The sequence below is a fragment of the Bacillus sp. NEAU-Y102 genome (assembly GCF_054788175.1).
In genome coordinates this window covers 1-18,412 of sequence record NZ_JBTWFK010000002.1, presented here as the reverse complement: position 1 = coordinate 18,412, position 18,412 = coordinate 1, and the positions used below count along the sequence as shown (strand labels likewise).

At 35.8% G+C, this 18,412-nt stretch carries 20 protein-coding genes, 1 other RNA gene and 1 pseudogene; 18 read left to right on the top strand and 4 right to left on the bottom strand.

Going from position 1 to position 18,412, the window contains the following annotated elements; translation table 11 throughout:
* Nucleotides 1-7 precede the first annotated feature (7 nt).
* The 5 genes from ACYFX0_RS06455 (at nt 8) to ACYFX0_RS06435 (ending at nt 3,730) form a co-directional block, all read left to right on the top strand.
* Nucleotides 8-511 (top strand): cell wall elongation regulator TseB-like domain-containing protein, encoded by a 504-nt coding sequence (locus ACYFX0_RS06455; RefSeq protein ID WP_000758741.1) that lies wholly within the window; start codon nt 8-10, stop codon nt 509-511.
* 18 nt (nt 512-529) lie between these two features.
* Nucleotides 530-1,717, top strand: a complete 1,188-nt coding sequence (gene aspB, locus ACYFX0_RS06450; RefSeq protein WP_000761569.1) for an aspartate transaminase AspB — start codon at nt 530-532, stop codon at nt 1,715-1,717.
* A 120-nt stretch (nt 1,718-1,837) separates the two neighbouring features.
* On the top strand, nt 1,838-2,545 hold the full coding sequence (gene dnaD / locus ACYFX0_RS06445) for a DNA replication protein DnaD (RefSeq protein WP_000728542.1): 708 nt from the start codon (nt 1,838-1,840) through the stop codon (nt 2,543-2,545).
* A gap of 15 nt (nt 2,546-2,560) precedes the next feature.
* Nucleotides 2,561-3,208, top strand: coding sequence for an endonuclease III (gene nth / locus ACYFX0_RS06440; RefSeq protein ID WP_000933035.1), 648 nt, complete (start codon nt 2,561-2,563; stop codon nt 3,206-3,208).
* Nucleotides 3,209-3,211: 3 nt separating this feature from the next.
* Nucleotides 3,212-3,730, top strand: a complete 519-nt coding sequence (locus tag ACYFX0_RS06435; protein WP_106081422.1) for a YpoC family protein — start codon at nt 3,212-3,214, stop codon at nt 3,728-3,730.
* Nucleotides 3,731-3,756: 26 nt separating this feature from the next.
* Here the strand turns inward: ACYFX0_RS06435 and ACYFX0_RS06430 are convergent, their stop codons facing one another.
* Both ACYFX0_RS06430 and recU read right to left on the bottom strand, forming a co-directional pair.
* Complete coding sequence (locus tag ACYFX0_RS06430) at nt 3,757-6,459, bottom strand: PBP1A family penicillin-binding protein (RefSeq protein ID WP_106081421.1); 2,703 nt, start codon at nt 6,457-6,459, stop codon at nt 3,757-3,759.
* Between the two features lie 66 nt (nt 6,460-6,525).
* Nucleotides 6,526-7,128, bottom strand: a complete 603-nt coding sequence (gene recU / locus ACYFX0_RS06425; RefSeq protein WP_000155599.1) for a Holliday junction resolvase RecU — start codon at nt 7,126-7,128, stop codon at nt 6,526-6,528.
* Between the two features lie 103 nt (nt 7,129-7,231).
* On the opposite strand from recU, the gene ACYFX0_RS06420 reads away from it, so the two are divergent.
* Entirely contained in the window at nt 7,232-8,257 is a 1,026-nt protein-coding gene (locus ACYFX0_RS06420) for a DUF2515 domain-containing protein (protein ID WP_460270098.1), read from the top strand.
* 153 nt (nt 8,258-8,410) lie between these two features.
* Here the strand turns inward: ACYFX0_RS06420 and ACYFX0_RS06415 are convergent, their stop codons facing one another.
* A complete protein-coding gene (locus tag ACYFX0_RS06415; protein ID WP_003277508.1) occupies nt 8,411-8,590 on the bottom strand; it encodes a hypothetical protein in 180 nt (59 codons plus the stop codon).
* Nucleotides 8,591-8,675: 85 nt separating this feature from the next.
* On the opposite strand from ACYFX0_RS06415, the gene ACYFX0_RS06410 reads away from it, so the two are divergent.
* Together ACYFX0_RS06410 and ACYFX0_RS06405 are read left to right on the top strand one after the other, a co-directional pair.
* The gene (locus ACYFX0_RS06410) at nt 8,676-8,918 is read left to right on the top strand and encodes a hypothetical protein (protein WP_001252036.1); all 243 of its coding nucleotides are present in this window, start codon (nt 8,676-8,678) and stop codon (nt 8,916-8,918) included.
* 15 nt (nt 8,919-8,933) lie between these two features.
* Nucleotides 8,934-9,278, top strand: coding sequence for a YppE family protein (locus ACYFX0_RS06405; protein ID WP_000786936.1), 345 nt, complete (start codon nt 8,934-8,936; stop codon nt 9,276-9,278).
* A 26-nt stretch (nt 9,279-9,304) separates the two neighbouring features.
* Here ACYFX0_RS06405 and ACYFX0_RS06400 read toward each other — a convergent pair whose 3' ends face one another.
* Nucleotides 9,305-9,496: a YppF family protein gene (locus ACYFX0_RS06400; RefSeq protein ID WP_000242652.1), complete on the bottom strand. Its 192-nt coding sequence runs from the start codon at nt 9,494-9,496 to the stop codon at nt 9,305-9,307.
* A gap of 177 nt (nt 9,497-9,673) precedes the next feature.
* Between ACYFX0_RS06400 and ACYFX0_RS06395 the strand changes: the two genes are divergently transcribed.
* From ACYFX0_RS06395 to ACYFX0_RS06350, 10 genes and pseudogenes are all read left to right on the top strand, one after another.
* Entirely contained in the window at nt 9,674-10,279 is a 606-nt protein-coding gene (locus tag ACYFX0_RS06395; protein ID WP_000487717.1) for a YppG family protein, read from the top strand.
* 155 nt (nt 10,280-10,434) lie between these two features.
* Complete coding sequence (locus ACYFX0_RS06390; RefSeq protein ID WP_000546292.1) at nt 10,435-10,857, top strand: CotD family spore coat protein; 423 nt, start codon at nt 10,435-10,437, stop codon at nt 10,855-10,857.
* 56 nt (nt 10,858-10,913) lie between these two features.
* On the top strand, nt 10,914-11,468 hold the full coding sequence (locus ACYFX0_RS06385; protein ID WP_000862927.1) for an SLOG family protein: 555 nt from the start codon (nt 10,914-10,916) through the stop codon (nt 11,466-11,468).
* 97 nt (nt 11,469-11,565) lie between these two features.
* A complete protein-coding gene (gpsB, locus tag ACYFX0_RS06380; RefSeq protein ID WP_000622431.1) occupies nt 11,566-11,901 on the top strand; it encodes a cell division regulator GpsB in 336 nt (111 codons plus the stop codon).
* A gap of 86 nt (nt 11,902-11,987) precedes the next feature.
* An RNA gene (gene rnpB / locus ACYFX0_RS06375) (RNase P RNA component class B) lies at nt 11,988-12,378 on the top strand.
* A gap of 180 nt (nt 12,379-12,558) precedes the next feature.
* A complete protein-coding gene (locus ACYFX0_RS06370) occupies nt 12,559-13,698 on the top strand; it encodes a THUMP domain-containing class I SAM-dependent RNA methyltransferase (RefSeq protein WP_000521224.1) in 1,140 nt (379 codons plus the stop codon).
* A gap of 61 nt (nt 13,699-13,759) precedes the next feature.
* Nucleotides 13,760-13,942: a DUF3921 domain-containing protein gene (locus ACYFX0_RS06365; RefSeq protein WP_000376895.1), complete on the top strand. Its 183-nt coding sequence runs from the start codon at nt 13,760-13,762 to the stop codon at nt 13,940-13,942.
* Between the two features lie 139 nt (nt 13,943-14,081).
* Nucleotides 14,082-16,019 carry an ATP-dependent DNA helicase gene (locus tag ACYFX0_RS06360; protein WP_000493696.1) on the top strand — a complete coding sequence of 646 codons (1,938 nt, stop codon included), beginning with the start codon at nt 14,082-14,084 and terminating at the stop codon, nt 16,017-16,019.
* Between the two features lie 100 nt (nt 16,020-16,119).
* Nucleotides 16,120-17,637 (top strand): carboxypeptidase, encoded by a 1,518-nt coding sequence (gene ypwA / locus ACYFX0_RS06355; protein ID WP_000215085.1) that lies wholly within the window; start codon nt 16,120-16,122, stop codon nt 17,635-17,637.
* 69 nt (nt 17,638-17,706) lie between these two features.
* A pseudogene (locus tag ACYFX0_RS06350) lies at nt 17,707-18,412 on the top strand (transposase); the annotation flags it as partial.

Below are 18,412 nucleotides of genomic sequence, written 5' to 3'. Positions count from 1 at the left end.
CGATACAATGAAAAAGTGGATCTTTGCAATCATTATTGTTATCGTTGCTAGCGGAATATATGGGGCGTATGTTTATAATAAAGCGATGGGAAAGAAAATTCCAAAAGAGTCGAAATTTGTAGAAATTGCTAAAGAAAAAGCAAAGCTTACAAAGGTGAAATCTGTTGATTATTACAACGGAAAATCTGCATATATAGTCGTGCAAGGTACAGATGAAAAGGGAGAACAACTTATCGTTTGGGTGCCTGAGAAAAAAGGGGATACTGTAGTAAGGAAAAAGAGCGAAGGTATTTCTGAAAAAGAGGCTATACAAAGAACAGTAGAACAAGTCGGCAATGAAAGTAAGGAATCAAAAAGTAAGCCGAAAGAGATTATGAAAGTGAAATTAGGCTTTGAAAATGATGTACCACTATGGGAAGTTACATATATTGATGATGACAATCGTTATAGTTATTACTATCTTGAATTTAAAGATGGAAAATTTTTAAGACGATATAGCATTGAAAAATAGATGTAGGGGGAACTACAAATGAAATTAGCAAAGCGAGTAGCTGCTTTAACACCGTCTTCAACTTTAGAGATTACAGCAAAGGCACAAGCATTAAAAGCAGAGGGTCATGATGTAATTGGATTAGGGGCAGGGGAACCTGACTTTAATACACCAGAGCATATTATGGATGCTGCACATAAAGCGATGTTAGAAGGGCATACGAAGTATACACCAACAGGTGGATTACAATCGTTAAAACAAGAAATTGTGAAGAAATTTACTCGCGATCAAGGTATTGCGTATGATCCATCTGAAATTATTGTATGTAATGGCGCAAAGCATGCATTATATACATTATTCCAAGTATTACTTGATGAGGGAGATGAAGTTATCATCCCAACTCCTTACTGGGTAAGCTATCCAGAGCAAGTAAAGCTTGCTGGCGGTAAGCCGGTTTATGTAGAAGGTTTAGAAGACAATGAGTACAAAATTACAGCAAAGCAGCTGCGTGAGGCAATTACAGAGAAAACGAAAGCAGTTATTATTAATTCACCGAGCAATCCAACAGGAATGATTTATAGCAAAGAAGAATTACAACAGCTTGGAGAAGTATGTTTAGAACATGATATTTTAATTGTTTCTGATGAAATTTATGAAAAATTAATTTATGGTGGCGTAGAATATATTTCAATTGCCCAGCTTTCTAATGCATTAAAAGAACAAACACTTATTATTAATGGTGTATCTAAATCTCATTCTATGACAGGATGGCGTATTGGATATGCTGCAGGAAATAAGCAGCTTATTAAAGCGATGACGAACTTAGCGAGTCATAGTACGTCAAACCCTACTTCAATCGCTCAATACGGCGCAATTGCGGCATATGCAGGCTCACAAGAACCTGTGGAAACAATGCGTCAAGCCTTTGAAGAGAGATTAAACATCATTTATGATAAATTAATTCAAATCCCTGGCTTTACTTGTATTAAACCGCAAGGTGCATTTTACTTATTCCCTAACGTAAAAGAAGCTGTAGCTTTATCAGGATATGCAACAGTTGATGATTGGGCAAAAGCTCTATTAGAAGAGGAAAAAGTGGCTCTTGTACCAGGTACAGGATTTGGTGCTCCAAATAATGTTCGTTTATCATATGCGACATCTCTTGAACAAGTAGAGAAAGCATTGGAACGCATCCATACATTTATGAAAAGTAAAGTGCAAGCTTAATTGTATATTTCATTCATGTAATATACAAAACCTCCCTATTAATGGGGAGGTTTTTTTGACGAATTGTGGCAAAAAGAAATAGCTAAAGGTGTGTTATACTAGAGAGCGAGGTGTTTGGTGATGAAAAAGAAAATGATGTTACAGTGGTTTGAGCAGGGAAGCATTGCAATTCCAAAATTGCTTATGATGCATTATAAAAAATTAGGTTTAAATGAGACGGAATTTATGGTTGTACTTCATGTACATACATTTTTAGAATCAGGTAATTCGTTTCCGACTCCTTCAGAGATTTCTGAACGGATGACGATAACAGAAATGAAATGTATGGAAGTAATTCAAGCGTTGATTCAAAAAGGTTTTTTATCACTAGAAGGTGGACAAAGATCAGAAGCGATGATGTGCGAAAGTTATTCTTTACAACCGTTATGGGAAAAAATATTACATTTCTTAATGGATGAATCAATAGAGGAAGAGCAAAAAGAAAAAAAACAGCTGCAAGTAAATTTATATACAGTATTCGAAAAAGAATTTGGAAGACCACTTTCGCCGTTCGAATGTGAAACGTTAGGAATGTGGGAGGACCAAGATCAACATCATCCAAATTTAATTCAAGCGGCTCTTAGAGAAGCTGTAATGAGTGGAAAACTAAATTTCCGATATATTGATCGTATTTTATTTGAGTGGAAAAAGAATGGAATTAAAACGGTAGATCAGGCTCAAAATCAAGGTCAAAAATTTAGAGCGAATCAACAAAGAGCACAACAAATGACAAAACAAGAGACGAAATTTACTGGAAAAGTGCCTTTTTATAATTGGTTGGAGCAGTAATATAGGAGGGGAAATATGCTTAACAAAACGCAAATCCGTTATTGTTTAGACACAATGGCGGATATGTATCCAGAAGCACATTGTGAATTGGTTCATGACAATCCATTTGAACTTGTAATCGCGGTGGCGTTATCTGCACAATGTACAGATGTACTTGTAAATAAAGTGACAAGAAATTTATTTCAAAAATATAAAACACCAGAAGATTATTTAAGTGTTTCTCTAGAAGAATTACAACAAGATATACGCTCTATCGGATTGTATAGAAATAAAGCAAAAAACATTCAAAAATTATGTCGAATGTTATTAGATGACTATAATGGGGAAGTACCGAGCGATCGAGATGAACTTACGAAATTACCAGGTGTAGGAAGGAAAACAGCGAATGTTGTAGTTTCCGTAGCGTTTGGGATTCCGGCAATTGCTGTTGATACACATGTGGAGCGAGTGAGTAAACGATTAGCGATTTGTAGATGGAAAGACTCTGTGTTAGAAGTAGAAAAAACGTTAATGAAGAAAGTACCGATGGATGAGTGGGGGGTTACGCATCATCGTATGATTTTCTTTGGACGTTATCACTGTAAAGCACAACGACCGCAATGTGAGGAGTGCAGGCTGTTAGAAGTATGTCGTGAAGGAAAGAAGCGAATGAAGGTGAAATAAAGGATGGAGCGAGTTATAGAAATACCGAAAGAATTTCATTGCTTACCATTTTTTAAAGAAAGCGTAAATTCAATTGAGTATCATACAGACGAGTCTTTTGAAGAAATAATACAAAATACTTACTTTATATTTGATATTGAAAGACAGTATGAGCCATGGAAGGAAATTGAAAACAGCATTCCAGCAGTGTTGAATGTATGGAAAAATAAGCATAAAGACATTGCTATACTGTTTCGAAATAGAGATAAGCAAGAGGCTGAGGGGCCAATGATTCTTTTTGCAGCTCACTTGTTATCGGTTGTCTATTGGCTAAATGAGCAACCTGTTCATAGTTTGAATGAAATACAAATAAATACGAATAAATTAAAAGTGCGACCTGTTAATTTTATGGAAAGATATTCATTTATTATAAAGAAACCGAGTAATTATCATTCTTATATTCAATTAGCGCAGTTATATATCGAAATAGAAAAGCTGTATGTAAAGAAAATGATAACAAAAAAGAAGTCCGCTTCTCGTTAAGAGAAACAGACTTCTTTTTTTGTTTATTAAGACTCTGTTGTAACAACAGTACCGTCTGCGTGAGGTGTATCTCCTCCGGGATTTTGGTGTTGCTGTTCTTGTTGTTTCTTAGCTTCGTCTTCAGCTTTCTTCTTGGCCTCTTCTTCAGCTTTCTTCTTAGCTTCGTCTTCAGCTTTTTTCTTAGCTTCGTCTTCAGCTTTTCTTCTAGCTTCCTCATCAGCTTTCTTTTGAGCTTCTTCTTGTTGTTTACGTTGTTGGTCTTGTTGTTGCTGCTGTTCTTGTTGTTTCTTAGCCTCTTCTTCAGCTTTTTTCTTAGCTTCGTCTTGTTTTACTTTATCTTCATTAGCTTTTTTCTGGGCTTCCTCATCAGCTTTTTTCTTAGCTTCTTCATCGGCCTTTTTCTTAGCCTCTTCTTCAGCTTTTTTTGCATCTGGAGTTCCGCCAGGCGCAGTGAAGGATGCACCAACTGCTGGGCTTGTTCCAGTGCCTTTTTTCGCTACTACAGAGAAGCTGTAAGTAACACCTGGTTTAATACCACCAAGAGTAGCTGTCGTACCACTTATTGATAGGCTACCACTTGAACCGTCAGTTGCTTTATAGCTGGCTGCATATGCATCCACTTCTGCTGGTCCAGACCAGTTTAGTGTAACTGTGCTAGCGCCATCAAAAGTGACATTCAGACCACTAGGGGCATCTACTTTAATTTGTTTAATTGCATCTTTTTTCGCACCTTTAACGTATAACTCTCCGTTTATTTCTTGTACAGAAGAAGGACGTTCAAAGCGTGATTTATCTGTAGCGAATTTGCTCATCATTATTTGGAACATTTGCTGTGCAATTCTAGTGGAGCGATCACTAACATAATTTTTTGGACCATCTTTTTCGTAACCAGTCCAAACAGCCATTGTGTATTGTGGTGTATATCCAGCAAACCAGCTATCTCTGTTTGCATCAGCTGGAATGTCATATTTTTGAAGAACTGATGCATCAAAGTTTTGTGTTCCTGTTTTACCTGCTACGTCAACACCTGAAACGTATGCTGTTGGACCTGTACCACCAGAACCAGGTTTTACTACGTCACGAAGAACGTCAGTAACCATGTAAGCTGTATAGTCTTGCATTGCGCGTTGTTCCTTAGGTTTAAAGCTTTTCTTTTTCCCGTCCGGGAAGGTTACTTCTTTTACGAAGTGTGGTTTATTATAGTTACCACTATTACCGAAGGTTGCATATGCACCTGCTACTTCCAATGGAGACCCCTCGTTACTACCGATTGCTGTTGATTCGTAGACTTTTCCTTCTTTAAAGGTCATGCCTAAACCTTCAGCGAATTCTTTTGACTTATTCAGACCAACTGTTTGTGCTGTCTTTAAAGCTGGAATGTTTAATGACTTTTTCAAAGCTTCACGTAGTGAAACGTCACCTTTGTAGCTCTTTGTTGCATTTTGTATTTTTTTACCATTGGAATACGTATACTCTGAATCGTTTAATTGATGGTATGTAGACCATTGTAAATTTTCAATTGCCGGACCGTAGTCGAAAATTGGTTTCATTGTTGAACCAACTTGGCGTTTTAAATCAGTTGCCATATTATGACCTTTGAAAGTAGACTTACTTTCTTTACGTCCAGCACCAATTGCTCGAACTTCTCCAGACTGTGTATCCATAAATACGAATGACCCTTGGAATTGATCGTCCGGATACTTAATAAGATTGCCATCCATAATTTTGTCAGCGTAATCTTGAGCATCTTGATCAAGTGTTGTATGAATCGTTAAACCATCTGAACCGATATTTACATCAGGATATTCTTTTTCAACTTCTTTTACAACCGCATCTAAAAATGCTTGATACTTCATCTCAGTTACTTCTGAAGACGGTTGAAGGCCCTCTGTTACTGGGATCTTAACGGCGTTATTCATTTCTTCTTTTGTTATATAACCATGTCGATTCATTAATGATAATACAACATTACGACGATTTGTTGCTCGTTCAACATTTTCCTTTTTTGTTGGATCATAAATGTTTGGACCTTGGGGTAAACCAGCGAGCATAGCAGCTTCATGTAATTGCAAGTCTTTTAAATCTTTACCATAATATTTTTGCGCTGCTGTCGCAATACCATATGAACGGTTACCTAAATTAATCTTATTTAAGTACATTTCTAAAATCTCATGTTTAGAGTATTGTTGCTCTAATTTATAAGATAAGTACCACTCTTGTACTTTTCTCTTAGCAGTTTTGTCCATCGTTAGAAAATAGTTTTTAACGACTTGCTGTGTAATCGTACTACCACCTTGGGAACCGAAACCACCAGTGACATTTTCCATAACTGCTTTTGTAGTTCGTTTAAAATCAATTCCATTATGATCATAGAAACGCGAATCCTCAGTTGCAAGGAATGCATTTTCAACTACTTTTGGAATTTGATCATAAGTAACATGCGTTCGTTTTTCAGCACCGTATTCATAGAAGAAATTCCCGTTTTTATCAAGAAACTTTGTTGATAAAGGATTAACAAGTTTGGATTTGTCTAATTTTGGAGCGTCCTTTACCATAACAAAGAAAGCGGAAACGCCGGCTACGAGACCAACGATACCAAGAAGTAGACAACCTATAAGGAATTTCTTGAAAAAGGAGCCTTTTTTCTTTGGTTTTTCTTCTTTATGTGTTTTTTTCTCTTGATTTTTCACATGATTTCGTTCTGTACGAGAACGATAATTATCTGACATTATACTTTCTCCTACCTTTCATTCTCTCCCCCAAAAGTCGAAAAAAGAGCCTTAGTGATGACTCTATCACGAAAAATAAACCGTGTCTAGTACACGGATATAGTCAATCCGAGGGTGATAACCGCATGATAATAAGGATCCATGCTCTTCTATTTCTTCTTTCGTAATCGACTTGCGTCCACCAGTATTTTGACGATTCCAAAATGCAATAATATGTTTTGCATCTAATAAATAAAATTCATCAAAAAGTGTAAATTTAATAATGACAAATGCAATTCCATTATGAGCAACCACTTGCTTCATATGTTCTATTTGATGAAGGTGGAAGTTTTGAAGTGGGAAACTAGTTTTATTTTTTGTTTCCTTTGCTTCAAAATCGATGTATTTCCCTTTGTATACACCGTTGTAATCTGTTGTAGAAGGTTGTTTAAAATACGCTTCTTTTACCACTGCAGCACTTCGAGCGGGGTAATCTACTTTTACAATTTGAAGAGGTGTAGGTTTTTTATGTACACATGCAATATTATGGGTTAAGTAATATTGATTTGTTTCATTCAATTCCTCTTCAAGGGACATACCTCTGTTGCTATAAGTATGTGTTTTTATAGGTGTTTTTTGAGGTTGTGAAGCTTGATTATACCTTTTTCCATTTGGGTAACGAATGGTCATAGTGTGTCCACTCCCAACTTACTAAGAATTACTTACAAAGGTGATTATATCAAAAAATGAAAAAAGATGTGACCTTTTTGATGAAAGGTATGATGACTTATTTATGTTGACATGGAATGATTATATGAAAATTAAACAAAATCGAGAAAAAAAGTTTTGTACAGAGGAAGAAAAAGCAATCATTCGCAATATTACAAAGAAAACAGAAATAGCTAATGTGGACAATATTTCTCGGACACAATCTTATCAAGAATATTATTTAAGAAATAGTGAAATCAGGTGGGCCTTTTTAGCGAGTATGGTTTCGAGAAATGCGGGATGGAATATGACCGATTTAGAAGGGAGATATTATGCTACTGTTTTACCTAAAACGGTAAAAAAACATTTATTTCTTCTGTACGAACAAGCTAATTGGATTATTTTCTTAGATGCCTTTCCTCAGCTATTATTGTATGAGGAAAGTAAGAAGAGACGTACACCTCTCTTTCATTTGTTGCAATATTTCAGCGTATCAATTTTTATGGAAAAAGAATGGTTACTTTTCTGGGAGAAAAGAGATATGAATAGGCTTATAACAGCCCTTATTATAAATGAACAAAATAAAATTCAAAAACCAGTCATTGAGAGCACATATTTTAAAAAACATGTATTCCATACTGCACTTTTTAAAGTACAAGAAAGATTTCATATTAGTGCAGTTATCTTCCCAACAATTGAAGGGAGGATGTATGGATTTTCGGTTTATCAATTTGAAACGTTACAACAGCGTATAGAACTGGGAAAAAAATTAGCATGGTTATTGTTTCATCCAATTTATAATGGTTCGTTTTATAAGTTTGCAGTGCAAACTACACATACTGGGTCTAGAGAAGATTATGAATTTTACTCAAAGGAAACTAGAAAATCGTGTACGCCAGCACTTAGAGATAGTTACCCTGTTGTTTTACATGAAGAAATAGAAATGAGAGATTGGTTTTGTGCAAATATGAAAATGAATGTGCTATTTATACTTGAAGAACCTAAAGAGGAAGTTAATATAACAGAATGGTATAGGAGAAAGAGGGAACAAATCTATAGGATATCTATCGTAAATCGTTTCGTTAAAAGGATGGATGAGTTCATGATATAATGAAAAAGAAGTCCCGTCTTCCATTTTGAAGACGGGACTTCTTAATTTGAAATAATCCTGCTATGCTCTTGCTACGACTTTAATCTCAAAACGTAATGCTAGTAGGAGATTAAGGGTGACTTGAAATTTAACCGTACGTAATAAAGTCTCGCTTTATGTAGCAGGGAAGTTTGGACCATCTAGCTTTGGATTGCCAGTCTCGGGTTTATTTTGTTGTTTGTTTTGGTTTTTCTTTTTTTCATTTTTGTTCTTTGCCATTGTACTACACCTCCTTTTTGTATTGTTACCATTTCTATAAATGACATACGAAATGATTTCTTTGACGAATAACAACTAGTTTTGTCATGTGGGCAGGAGTGGTGAATCGTTCGGCGAAATTACATGACAAAGGAAAAGCAAAGAAGGAGGCGTTTTGTATATGGCGATGGTTCAGAAGGAAGATGTAATGAAAAAAATGGATCAAATGTTAAGTTCTCTCGATTTGCTGGAAATGAATATAGGGATTAGAATGAATCATGCATTAAAGGATGCGAGTGAAAAAATATGTAATAAGATAGAAATAACAGAAATGCATATTGAACATATGGAAAATAAATTAGTGCATCACGAAGAAAAAGGGAATTGGGTAAAGACATTTCAAAACGTCGTAGTGAGTGCATAATAAGGTGGGAAAGAGATGAAGAATGAAGCATTAATACAGTCTTCAGAAAAACTCATGCAGTATAATAATGAAGCGAATATAAAAAAAAGAGAACTAATCGAATACGACTTTTATAAGGATATGAAACCATTTGTAGACATGGTAGATGAGGAATTAAAGAAGTGGAAAGAATTAGCTTATACGTGGATTAAAGAAGAAAAGCCAAAGTATATACATGTACAGCAAATTGATCAAGTATACGATAATTTACAAACGAATGTGTTACAATGCTTTGTAAATAAAGGTAAAGGTAAACGATTCTTTGAAACACACCAAGCCATTTCGTATACTTTGCAAAATATAGTTGAGCAATGTAAATAACAAGAGGGAGAACCCTCTTGTTATTTTTATGCTTCTGTCATTGTTGTAGGTTTTGTTGCGCCGTTTATTTCTAATTCTTTTATTAATGTTCGATAATCTGAAATGCATATTTTTCCTTCGAGATACCAATGTCTCGCAAAGTCTAATAATTCATTTGCATTCTCTGTGCAATACCCCTTTTTTTGAGAAAACGCTTGTTTTAAATCCCCTAATACCATGTTGATTCCTCCCCCATGAGAATCTTCTTCTTAATTATCATAGCATGGAAGGGTTTTCTTTTTTAATTTTTTAAAAATTTAAACTTCCGACAAAAATAGACAGATACTCCATCACACATATTATTTTATAGGTACATATTATATATGTAGAAACTTATGTGAAGGAGGAGAGAATGCATGTTTCAACAATCTAACGTATATCAGCAAACAAATCCATATGCACAGCAAAATATGTACCAATATAATACAGATACATATTTACGGTATAATATGTATCCTTTCGAGCCTTATTATGGAAATCAAAATTATTATCAACCGTTTGAAGTTTCGTTTATGAATCAAGCTCAACAACCACAACAGCAGCAACAACCTTATGTGAATCAGGCTCAACAACCACAACAACAGCAACCTCATGTGAATCAGGCTCAACAATCACAACAGCAGCAACCTTATGTGAATCAAGCTCAACAATCACAAGCTCAGCAACCATACATGAATCAACAACAGCAGCAGCCTTATATGAATTCGCAATATTATATGCCACCACCATCGCCCTATGCTAATCAACAAGCGATGTTTTATCCACCAAAACAGCCGTACCCGACGCAGAGTAAACAAAAGCAACAACAGCCAAGTCAGTTTTCTAGTTTTGTTTCTCAATTTAAAACATCCGATGGTAACTATGATGTAAATAAAATGATGAATACAGCTGGACAAATGATGAATGCGATGAATCAGGTGACAGGTATTGTAAAGCAAGTTGGAGGCTTTTTTGGTAAGTAATGTTGAAGAGTTGTCTATGAAAGTATGGTATATGAAATAAAGGACTAGACAAATTTCCTTGTAATAAATGGGTATATATAACAAACGGCTTTCTCTCTTTTCTCATACTGTAAAGTGTAATCAGATTTTTTTAACGAGAGAGGAGAGAAAAAACTATGCATCATTGTCATCCTTGTTTTGGAGGGCATAAGCCTGTAGGACCTATTTGTACAACTGCTCCTGTCGTTCATCCGACGAAACAATGCGTAACACACTCTTTTTCAACAACGGTGGTGCCACACATTTTCCCAACACATACAACACATGTACATCATCAACAAATTAAAAACCAAAACTTCTTCCCACAAACAAATTCAAATGTAAATGTTGTGGACCCAATCGACCCAGGATTCGGCGGTGGATGTGGACCGTGTGGCCATGGTCATCATCACCACGGTCATCAAATATCTCCATTTGGGCCAGGACCGAATGTATCACCGTTTGGACCAGGACCAAATGTATCACCGTTTTTACCAAACAATGTATCACCAGTAGGTCCAAATATCGGACCAAACGTTGGTGGAATATTTAAAAAGTAAATGATATGTTAGAACTAGCGAAATGCTAGTTCTTTTTTTGTAATTGGAGTGTTGATATGAAAGTTATTGCAGTAACAGGATATAAGCCATTTGAACTTGGAATATTTAAAAATGATCATCCAGGGGTGGGGTGTATAAAAAAGGCATTACACCGTAAATTAACCACTTTTGTAGAAGATGGTTTAGAATGGGTTATAATAAGCGGCCAGTTAGGTGTAGAATTATGGGCTGCTGAAGTTGTTTTTGAAATTCAAGTAGAATATCCAGATTTAAAATTAGCGGTATTCACTCCGTTTTTAGAACAAGAAGAAAATTGGAAAGAAGATAATCGTGAATATTACGAATTTATTCTTTCTCAAGCAGATCATGTTGATAGTATCACGAAACGGAAGTATGAAAGCCCAGAGCAATTTAAATTAAAAAATCAATTTTTTATTGAAAAAAGTGATGCACTTTTAGCGGTATACGATGAAGAAAAACCAGGAAGTCCCAAATATATTGTAGAAACAGCAAAGAAAAAAGGGGAAATAGAAAATTATCACAGTTATTTCATTCTTTTTTCTGAGTTACAAGATATAATAGAAGAGGAACAGTGGAATAATGCAGAGTAATATGTAATATAGTACTCGTATATATGATTGACAAAAAGCATTGTTTCTGAAAAAATTTAGTTAATGAAAGTTTTGGTAAAAATTTGAGGTGAAGAAAATGATTTCGGATAAAATTAAATTAACAGCGAAAGATATTTTAGAAAAAGAATTTAAAACAGGTATGAGAGGTTATCAGCAAGAAGAAGTAGATAAGTTTCTTGATATGATCATTAAAGACTATGAAGCTTTCCACAAAGAGTTTGAGCAATTAAAGCAACAAAATGCTCGTTTAAAGCGTGAATTAGAGGAACAAAAACTAGCAGTAACGCAAGTTCCACAACAACCTGTACAAACACCAGTTGCACAACCGGTTTATAACAACACGAATACGGATATTTTAAAACGCTTATCTAACTTAGAAAAAGCTGTATTTGGAAGTAAGTTATACGAATGATGTAAGGTGGGAAAAGGTTTAAGCATTTTACATAGAAAAAAACGTTGCAAAATCTTTTTGTTTCCACTATACTAATGGATGTCATAACGTTTGGGTAATCGCTGCAACGCCAACGTTGTAGAGGAAAGTCCATGCTCGCACGGCCTGAGATGGCTGTAGTGTTCGTGCCTAGCCAATTCATAAGCTAGGGTATTCTGGCTGTAAGGCTGGTTTAACGGCAGGGAAAAAACCTAAGTCCTTTCGGATATGGTTTGACTACCTTTAAAGTGCCACAGTGACGAAGTCCTTGAAGAAATGATAGGAGTGGAACGAGGTAAACCCCACGAGCGAGAAACCCAAATAATGGTAGGGGAATCTTTTCCAAGGAAATGAACGACGGGAAAGGACAGGTTTTATAACCTGTAGATAGATGATTGCCACCGGAGTACGAGGCGTGGGCCGTTTGTAGTACAAAGGAACAGAACATGGCTTACAGAACGTTATGAACCAACTATGAAATAACTCAGCTCTCCTTTGTTAGAGGAGGGCTTTTTATTTGTATGAAGTTATAAAGTATGAGTTAAAATGGTTAATGAGAAAATTTTTCGTAAAATGTAATGATTAATAGGAACAATTGCTATTAATTATTGTTTGAATATACATAAGAGGTGAATGCAAATGGGAAAAGTTACTTTAATTGCAACAGCGGCAATGGGTATTGAAGCGTTAGTTGCCCGAGAAGTTCGCGATCTTGGTTATGAATGTCAAGTAGAAAACAGCAAAGTAACATTTGAAGCAGATGAAAAGGCGATTTGTCGCACGAATTTATGGTTACGTACTGCGGATCGTGTAAAAATTAAAGTTGGCGAATTTAAAGCAACAACATTTGATGAGCTATTTGAAAAAACGAAAGCATTAAACTGGGGAGATTATATTCCAGAGAATGGCGAGTTCCCTGTTATCGGTAAATCTTTAAAATCTGAATTATTCAGTGTTTCGGATTGCCAACGTATTGTTAAAAAGGCTGTCGTTGAAAAATTAAAAACAACATATAAACGTACAACTTGGTTTGAAGAAGATGGTCCGTTATTCCGTATCGAGATTGCAATGCTCAAGGATATTGCAACATTAACAATTGATGCGAGTGGTGTTGGACTTCATAAACGTGGATACCGTATGGATCAAGGGGAAGCTCCGTTAAAAGAAACATTAGCTGCGTCTTTAATTAAATTAACAAACTGGAAGCCAGATCGTCCATTTGTTGATCCATTCTGTGGATCAGGTACAATTCCGATTGAAGCGGCATTAATTGGGCAAAACATTGCGCCAGGATTTAACCGTGGTTTCGCATCAGATGAGTGGGGCTGGGTAGGTAAACAAAACTGGCGTGAAGCGCGTCAAGAAGCTGAAGATTTAGCGAACTATGATCAACGATTACAAATCATAGGATCAGATATTGATCATCGTATGATTCGAGTTGCTCAAGATAACGCAGAAGAAGTAGGTTTAGGTGATTTAATTACATTTAAACAAATGCAGGTAAAAGATTTCACAACAAAAGAGGATTATGGCTACGTTGTAACGAATCCTCCATACGGAGAACGTTTAAGTGAAAAAGCACTCGTTGAACAACTGTATAAAGAAATGGGACAAGTATTCCGTCCGTTAGATACATGGTCAGCGTATGTATTAACAAGCTACGAAGCATTTGAGAAGTGTTACGGAAAAGATGCGTCGAAGAAGCGTAAACTGTTTAACGGATTTATCCGTACAGATTACTACCAATACTTCGGAAAACGTCCACCGCGTAATTCATAGTATAAAACTCCTCCAGCGCGCATATACTGGCTATTATGTAATGCGTAAAGGAGGAAGTGATATGGATAGTTTCCAATTATCAATGATTCAAAAAGCTATTCACCGTACGTATGATGAGCTCGGAAAAGAAGTGGATAGTCAAGGTGCGATTGTAGATGAAATACAAAAAGCACAAGAAGAATATTTGTCAGCTCTTTCACATGAAACAGCGATTGATAAACGGTATTTAAAGTCATTAATATAGAAGAAAATTTTCCTTTTTCGAAAGGAAAATTTTTTTTCGTGAATTTCTATGTATGGCAACAGGGGAAAGCAAATGCATACATATGCGTAGCAGTTGCTATTATCTTTTTATAGAAAAACTTTTTGGTTGGAGGCTAAGGATGTTTACTGAGAAGAGATTACCATTTGAAGTAGGAAAACAAGATAATTTTTATGATAAGTTGAATGAGTGGATTGGAGATGTATTTTACGACATCCTTCCGGAAAAAGGCTTTGAAGAGCGTGATGAACAAATTTTTATGGCGTTTCAGTTAGAACGCGCTTTCCAAGAAAAGAAAGTTATGTTCGCAGAAGCGGGTGTAGGAACAGGGAAAACAATTGTATATCTTCTATATGCAATTTGTTACGCGCGTTATACTGGGAAACCAGCTATTATTGCTTGTGCAGATGAAACGTTAATTGAGCAACTTGTGAAAGAAGAAGGGGACATTGCTAAGTTATCTGAAGCATTAGGGCTCTCTGTTGATGTAAGGCTTGCAAAATCAATGGATAATTATTTATGCTTACGTAAACTTGAAGATGTTATGAGTGGACGAGCTCCAGAAGTAATTGAAGACGTATATTATGAGTTACCACAGTTTGTATTTGATCATGGTACGATGCAAAACTTTACTCACTATGGTGACAGAAAAGAATTTCCACTTTTAAATGACGAAGAATGGTCAAAAGTAAATTGGGATTACTTCCAAGATTGCTTTACTTGTGATTCTCGTCATCGCTGTGGACAAACTCTTTCTCGTGAACATTATCGTAAAGCAGCAGATTTAATTATTTGTTCTCAAGATTTCTATATGGATCATATTTGGACGTACGATGCTCGTAAGCGTGAAGGGCAAATTCCATTATTACCAGAAAGTAGCTGCGTTGTATTCGATGAAGGACATCTTGTAGAATATGCAGCTCAAAAAGCTTTAACATACCGTTTAAAGCAAACGATGATGGAGCAACTTTTAACGAGATTGTTGCAAAACGATATTCGCGAGGAGTTTGCACATTTAGTAGAAGAAACAATTTGGCAAACAGAGCGATTCTTTGATGTGTTACAAGAGAATAAAAAGGAAATTGCCGGTTCTGATCGTTTAGAAATTACTGTGACAGAAAAAGTAACAGCTGAAGCGAAGCGACTTTATGCAAAAATTGGTGAAGTCGGTGATGCATTAGTATTTGAAAGTGAAATGCATACAGTAAACACGTATGACTTAAATATCGTTGATGAGCATTTAGATGTGTTAGAACATTCACTTCGTCTGTTTATGCACGAGAAAAATGTAATTACATGGGGTGAAGAAGGTGATGGTGCCTTCACGTTAGTTATTATGCCGCGTGCAGTTGAAGAGGTGTTACAAGAGAAAGTATTCTCGAAGAAAATCCCGTATATTTTCTCTTCTGCGACATTATCGAACAACGATTCATTCGCATTTACAGCAAATAGTCTAGGGGTAAAAGATTACTTATCATTCTCAGTTGCCTCACCGTTTGATTATGAGGAGCAAATGGCGGTAAACTTACTATCGCATACGAAAGAAAATGAATGGGAAAGAAAGTGTCAATATACACTTGAAAATATACAAAAAACAAATGGACGTACGCTTGTATTATTCCGTACAACACAAGAACTTGCAGCGTTTAAAGAATATGTAAGTAAAGAACAAATGTCAGTTCCGTTCCTATATGAAGGAGATCAGGAAATTAGTCAGCTCGTTTCTCGTTTCCAAAATGAAGAAGAGACTGTACTTTGTGCCGTTCATTTATGGGAAGGTTTAGATATTCCAGGTTCATCATTATCACATGTTATCATTTGGTCATTACCATTCCCTCCAAACGATCCTGTGTTTGAAGCGAAACGTAAGCACGTAAATGATCCATTCTGGGATGTAGATGTACCGTATATGATTTTACGACTTCGTCAAGGGATCGGACGTTTAATTCGTACGAGCGACGATAAAGGTGCTATATCAATCTTCTTATCTGATTCAGAAGATGAGAAAGTAGTTGCAGCTGTGAAAAATGTACTGCCAGTAGAAGGTAAAGAATTATAAGGAAAAAGCTTGGCGCTTGCCAAGCTTTTTTCTATTATAAAAGGAATTTATGTTTCCGTGTCGAATTAAGTTTGAGGTAGAAAAAGGAGGCTTTTATACGATGACAGTTGCTACATATGAAGTAGAAAAACAATTTTTAACATACGTGAAGAAGATACAGAATTATGGAGAAGCATTAAGTTTAATGTTTTGGGATTTAAGAACAGGTGCACCAAAAAAAGGTGTGGATCAGCGTTCTGAAGTAATTGGTATGCTTTCGTCAGAAGTGTTTGCTATGTCGACTTCAGATGAGATGGGAAACTATTTAACAGAGCTTGAAGCTTTAATACGCGAAGATAAACTTTCTGAAACGACGAAGAAAATGGTTGAAGAGTGCCGGAAAGAATATGATAGAAATAAAAAAATTCCACAAGTTGAATATGAGGCTTATGTGAAATTAGAAGCGAAAGCGGAGAGTGTGTGGGAAGAAGCTCGCGAAAAATCTGATTTCGAAATGTTCCGCCCGTACTTAGAAAAAATTGTGGAATTTAAAAAGAAATTTATTACATATTGGGGTTATGAAACATATAAATACAATACATTATTAGATATGTATGAGCCAGGTATTACAGTGGAAGTTTTAGATCACGTATTTGGTCAACTTCGTGAGCGCATCGTACCGCTTGTAAAAGAAATCTCTGAGTCTAAAAAAGGATTAAAAACAAGTGCTTTATCGGAACGATTTTCAAAAGAAAAACAAAAGAACTTTACATTAGAATTATTGAAGCAATTGAATTATGACTTTGAAGCAGGTCGTCTTGATGAAACAGTACATCCTTTCGAAATTACATTAAATAGAGGGGATGTTCGTATTACGACACGCTATGATGAAAAAGATTTTCGTATGGCTGTTTTTGGAACAATTCATGAATGTGGTCATGCAGTATATGAACAAAATATTGCAGAACAATTTGAAGGTACACCACTTTGTAGTGGTACATCTATGGGTATTCACGAATCACAATCATTATTCTTTGAGAACTTTATCGGCCGTAATAAATCATTCTGGAAGAAGAATTATGATTTATTAAAAGAGTATAGCAATGGTCAATTTGATGATATGTCAGTCGATGAGTTTTATGATGCAATTAACGAATCGAAACCGTCATTCATTCGTATAGAAGCAGATGAGCTTACATACCCGCTTCATGTTATGGTTCGTTATGAGCTTGAGAAAGAATTATTTGATGGTACATTACAAGTGAAGGACTTACCAGCAGCTTGGAATGATAAGATGGAAGCATATTTAGGCATTCGTCCGGAAAATAATGCACAAGGTGTATTGCAAGATGTTCACTGGGCTGGTGGTTCATTTGGATACTTCCCATCTTATGCGCTTGGTTACATGTATGCAGCACAGTTTAAGCAAAGAATGTTAAAAGACATTCCGAACTTTGACGCATTATTAGAAGAAGGAAACGTAACACCAATTCGTGAATGGTTAACAGAAAATATTCACCAATACGGTAAAACGAAAAAGCCACTTGAAATTTTAGAAGATGTGACAGGCGAAGGATTAAATGCAAACTACTTAGCAGATTATTTAGAAGCGAAGTATAAAGAAATTTATGAGTTATAAAAAAGAGCTGCTTATGAACTGCACCCCAATTGTTAGACACAGTCTAACAATTGGAGGTGCAGTTTTTCTATGGCTAAATTTACAGCTGATGAAAAAATACAAATCGTTCTACGTTATTTGAACGGAAATGAAAGTTATCGAGAAATGGGTAGATCGCTCGGTATAAGTGACACAATCATTTTGAATTGGGTAAACCAATATAAACAGAATGGTCTGGAAGCTTTTCTAAAACGATGTACAAATTACACACAACAATTTAAACTAGACGTACTAAACTTTATGATTGAAAACGGTATGTCCTTATTTGAGACGGCAGCTATCTTTAATATTCCTGCCCCTTCAACGATTTCTGTTTGGAAAAAACAGCTCGAAACACAAGGAATTGATGCCCTTCAATCTAAGAAAAAGGGGCGTCCATCCATGAAAAAAGATTCAAATAAACAATTAAAACAACATTTAGCTGAAGGGTCAGTCGAAGCACTTGAAGCACGCATTAAACAGCTTGAGATGGAAAATGAGTACTTAAAAAAGTTAAATGCCTTAGTTCAAAACAAGGAAAAATCACAAAACAAGACAAAGCGCAAGTAGTCTATGAATTAAGGCATAAATATTCGGTGAAGGCACTCGTGGAGCTAGCTACTATTCCTCGAAGCACGTATTATGATTTAGTAAAGAAAATGAATCGTCCAGATGTAGATGCCGATTTGAAAGCTGAGATTAAAGCGATTTATGAGGAAAATGAAGGTCGTTATGGTTACCGTCGCATTCGTGATGA

Coding starts and splice junctions, on each gene's coding strand:
- ACYFX0_RS06435 (WP_106081422.1), top strand. CDS start 3,212: ATGGAGCGAGTTATAGAAATACCGAAAGAATTTCATTGCTTACCATTT.
- ACYFX0_RS06430 (WP_106081421.1), bottom strand. CDS start 6,459: ATGTCAGATAATTATCGTTCTCGTACAGAACGAAATCATGTGAAAAAT.
- ACYFX0_RS06360 (WP_000493696.1), top strand. CDS start 14,082: ATGTTTACTGAGAAGAGATTACCATTTGAAGTAGGAAAACAAGATAAT.
- gpsB (WP_000622431.1), top strand. CDS start 11,566: ATGATTTCGGATAAAATTAAATTAACAGCGAAAGATATTTTAGAAAAA.
- ACYFX0_RS06455 (WP_000758741.1), top strand. CDS start 8: ATGAAAAAGTGGATCTTTGCAATCATTATTGTTATCGTTGCTAGCGGA.
- ACYFX0_RS06390 (WP_000546292.1), top strand. CDS start 10,435: ATGCATCATTGTCATCCTTGTTTTGGAGGGCATAAGCCTGTAGGACCT.
- ACYFX0_RS06370 (WP_000521224.1), top strand. CDS start 12,559: ATGGGAAAAGTTACTTTAATTGCAACAGCGGCAATGGGTATTGAAGCG.
- ACYFX0_RS06385 (WP_000862927.1), top strand. CDS start 10,914: ATGAAAGTTATTGCAGTAACAGGATATAAGCCATTTGAACTTGGAATA.
- ACYFX0_RS06405 (WP_000786936.1), top strand. CDS start 8,934: ATGAAGAATGAAGCATTAATACAGTCTTCAGAAAAACTCATGCAGTAT.
- aspB (WP_000761569.1), top strand. CDS start 530: ATGAAATTAGCAAAGCGAGTAGCTGCTTTAACACCGTCTTCAACTTTA.
- recU (WP_000155599.1), bottom strand. CDS start 7,128: ATGACCATTCGTTACCCAAATGGAAAAAGGTATAATCAAGCTTCACAA.
- ACYFX0_RS06420 (WP_460270098.1), top strand. CDS start 7,232: ATGTTGACATGGAATGATTATATGAAAATTAAACAAAATCGAGAAAAA.
- dnaD (WP_000728542.1), top strand. CDS start 1,838: ATGAAAAAGAAAATGATGTTACAGTGGTTTGAGCAGGGAAGCATTGCA.
- ypwA (WP_000215085.1), top strand. CDS start 16,120: ATGACAGTTGCTACATATGAAGTAGAAAAACAATTTTTAACATACGTG.
- ACYFX0_RS06365 (WP_000376895.1), top strand. CDS start 13,760: ATGGATAGTTTCCAATTATCAATGATTCAAAAAGCTATTCACCGTACG.
- ACYFX0_RS06400 (WP_000242652.1), bottom strand. CDS start 9,496: ATGGTATTAGGGGATTTAAAACAAGCGTTTTCTCAAAAAAAGGGGTAT.
- nth (WP_000933035.1), top strand. CDS start 2,561: ATGCTTAACAAAACGCAAATCCGTTATTGTTTAGACACAATGGCGGAT.
- ACYFX0_RS06410 (WP_001252036.1), top strand. CDS start 8,676: ATGGCGATGGTTCAGAAGGAAGATGTAATGAAAAAAATGGATCAAATG.
- ACYFX0_RS06395 (WP_000487717.1), top strand. CDS start 9,674: ATGTTTCAACAATCTAACGTATATCAGCAAACAAATCCATATGCACAG.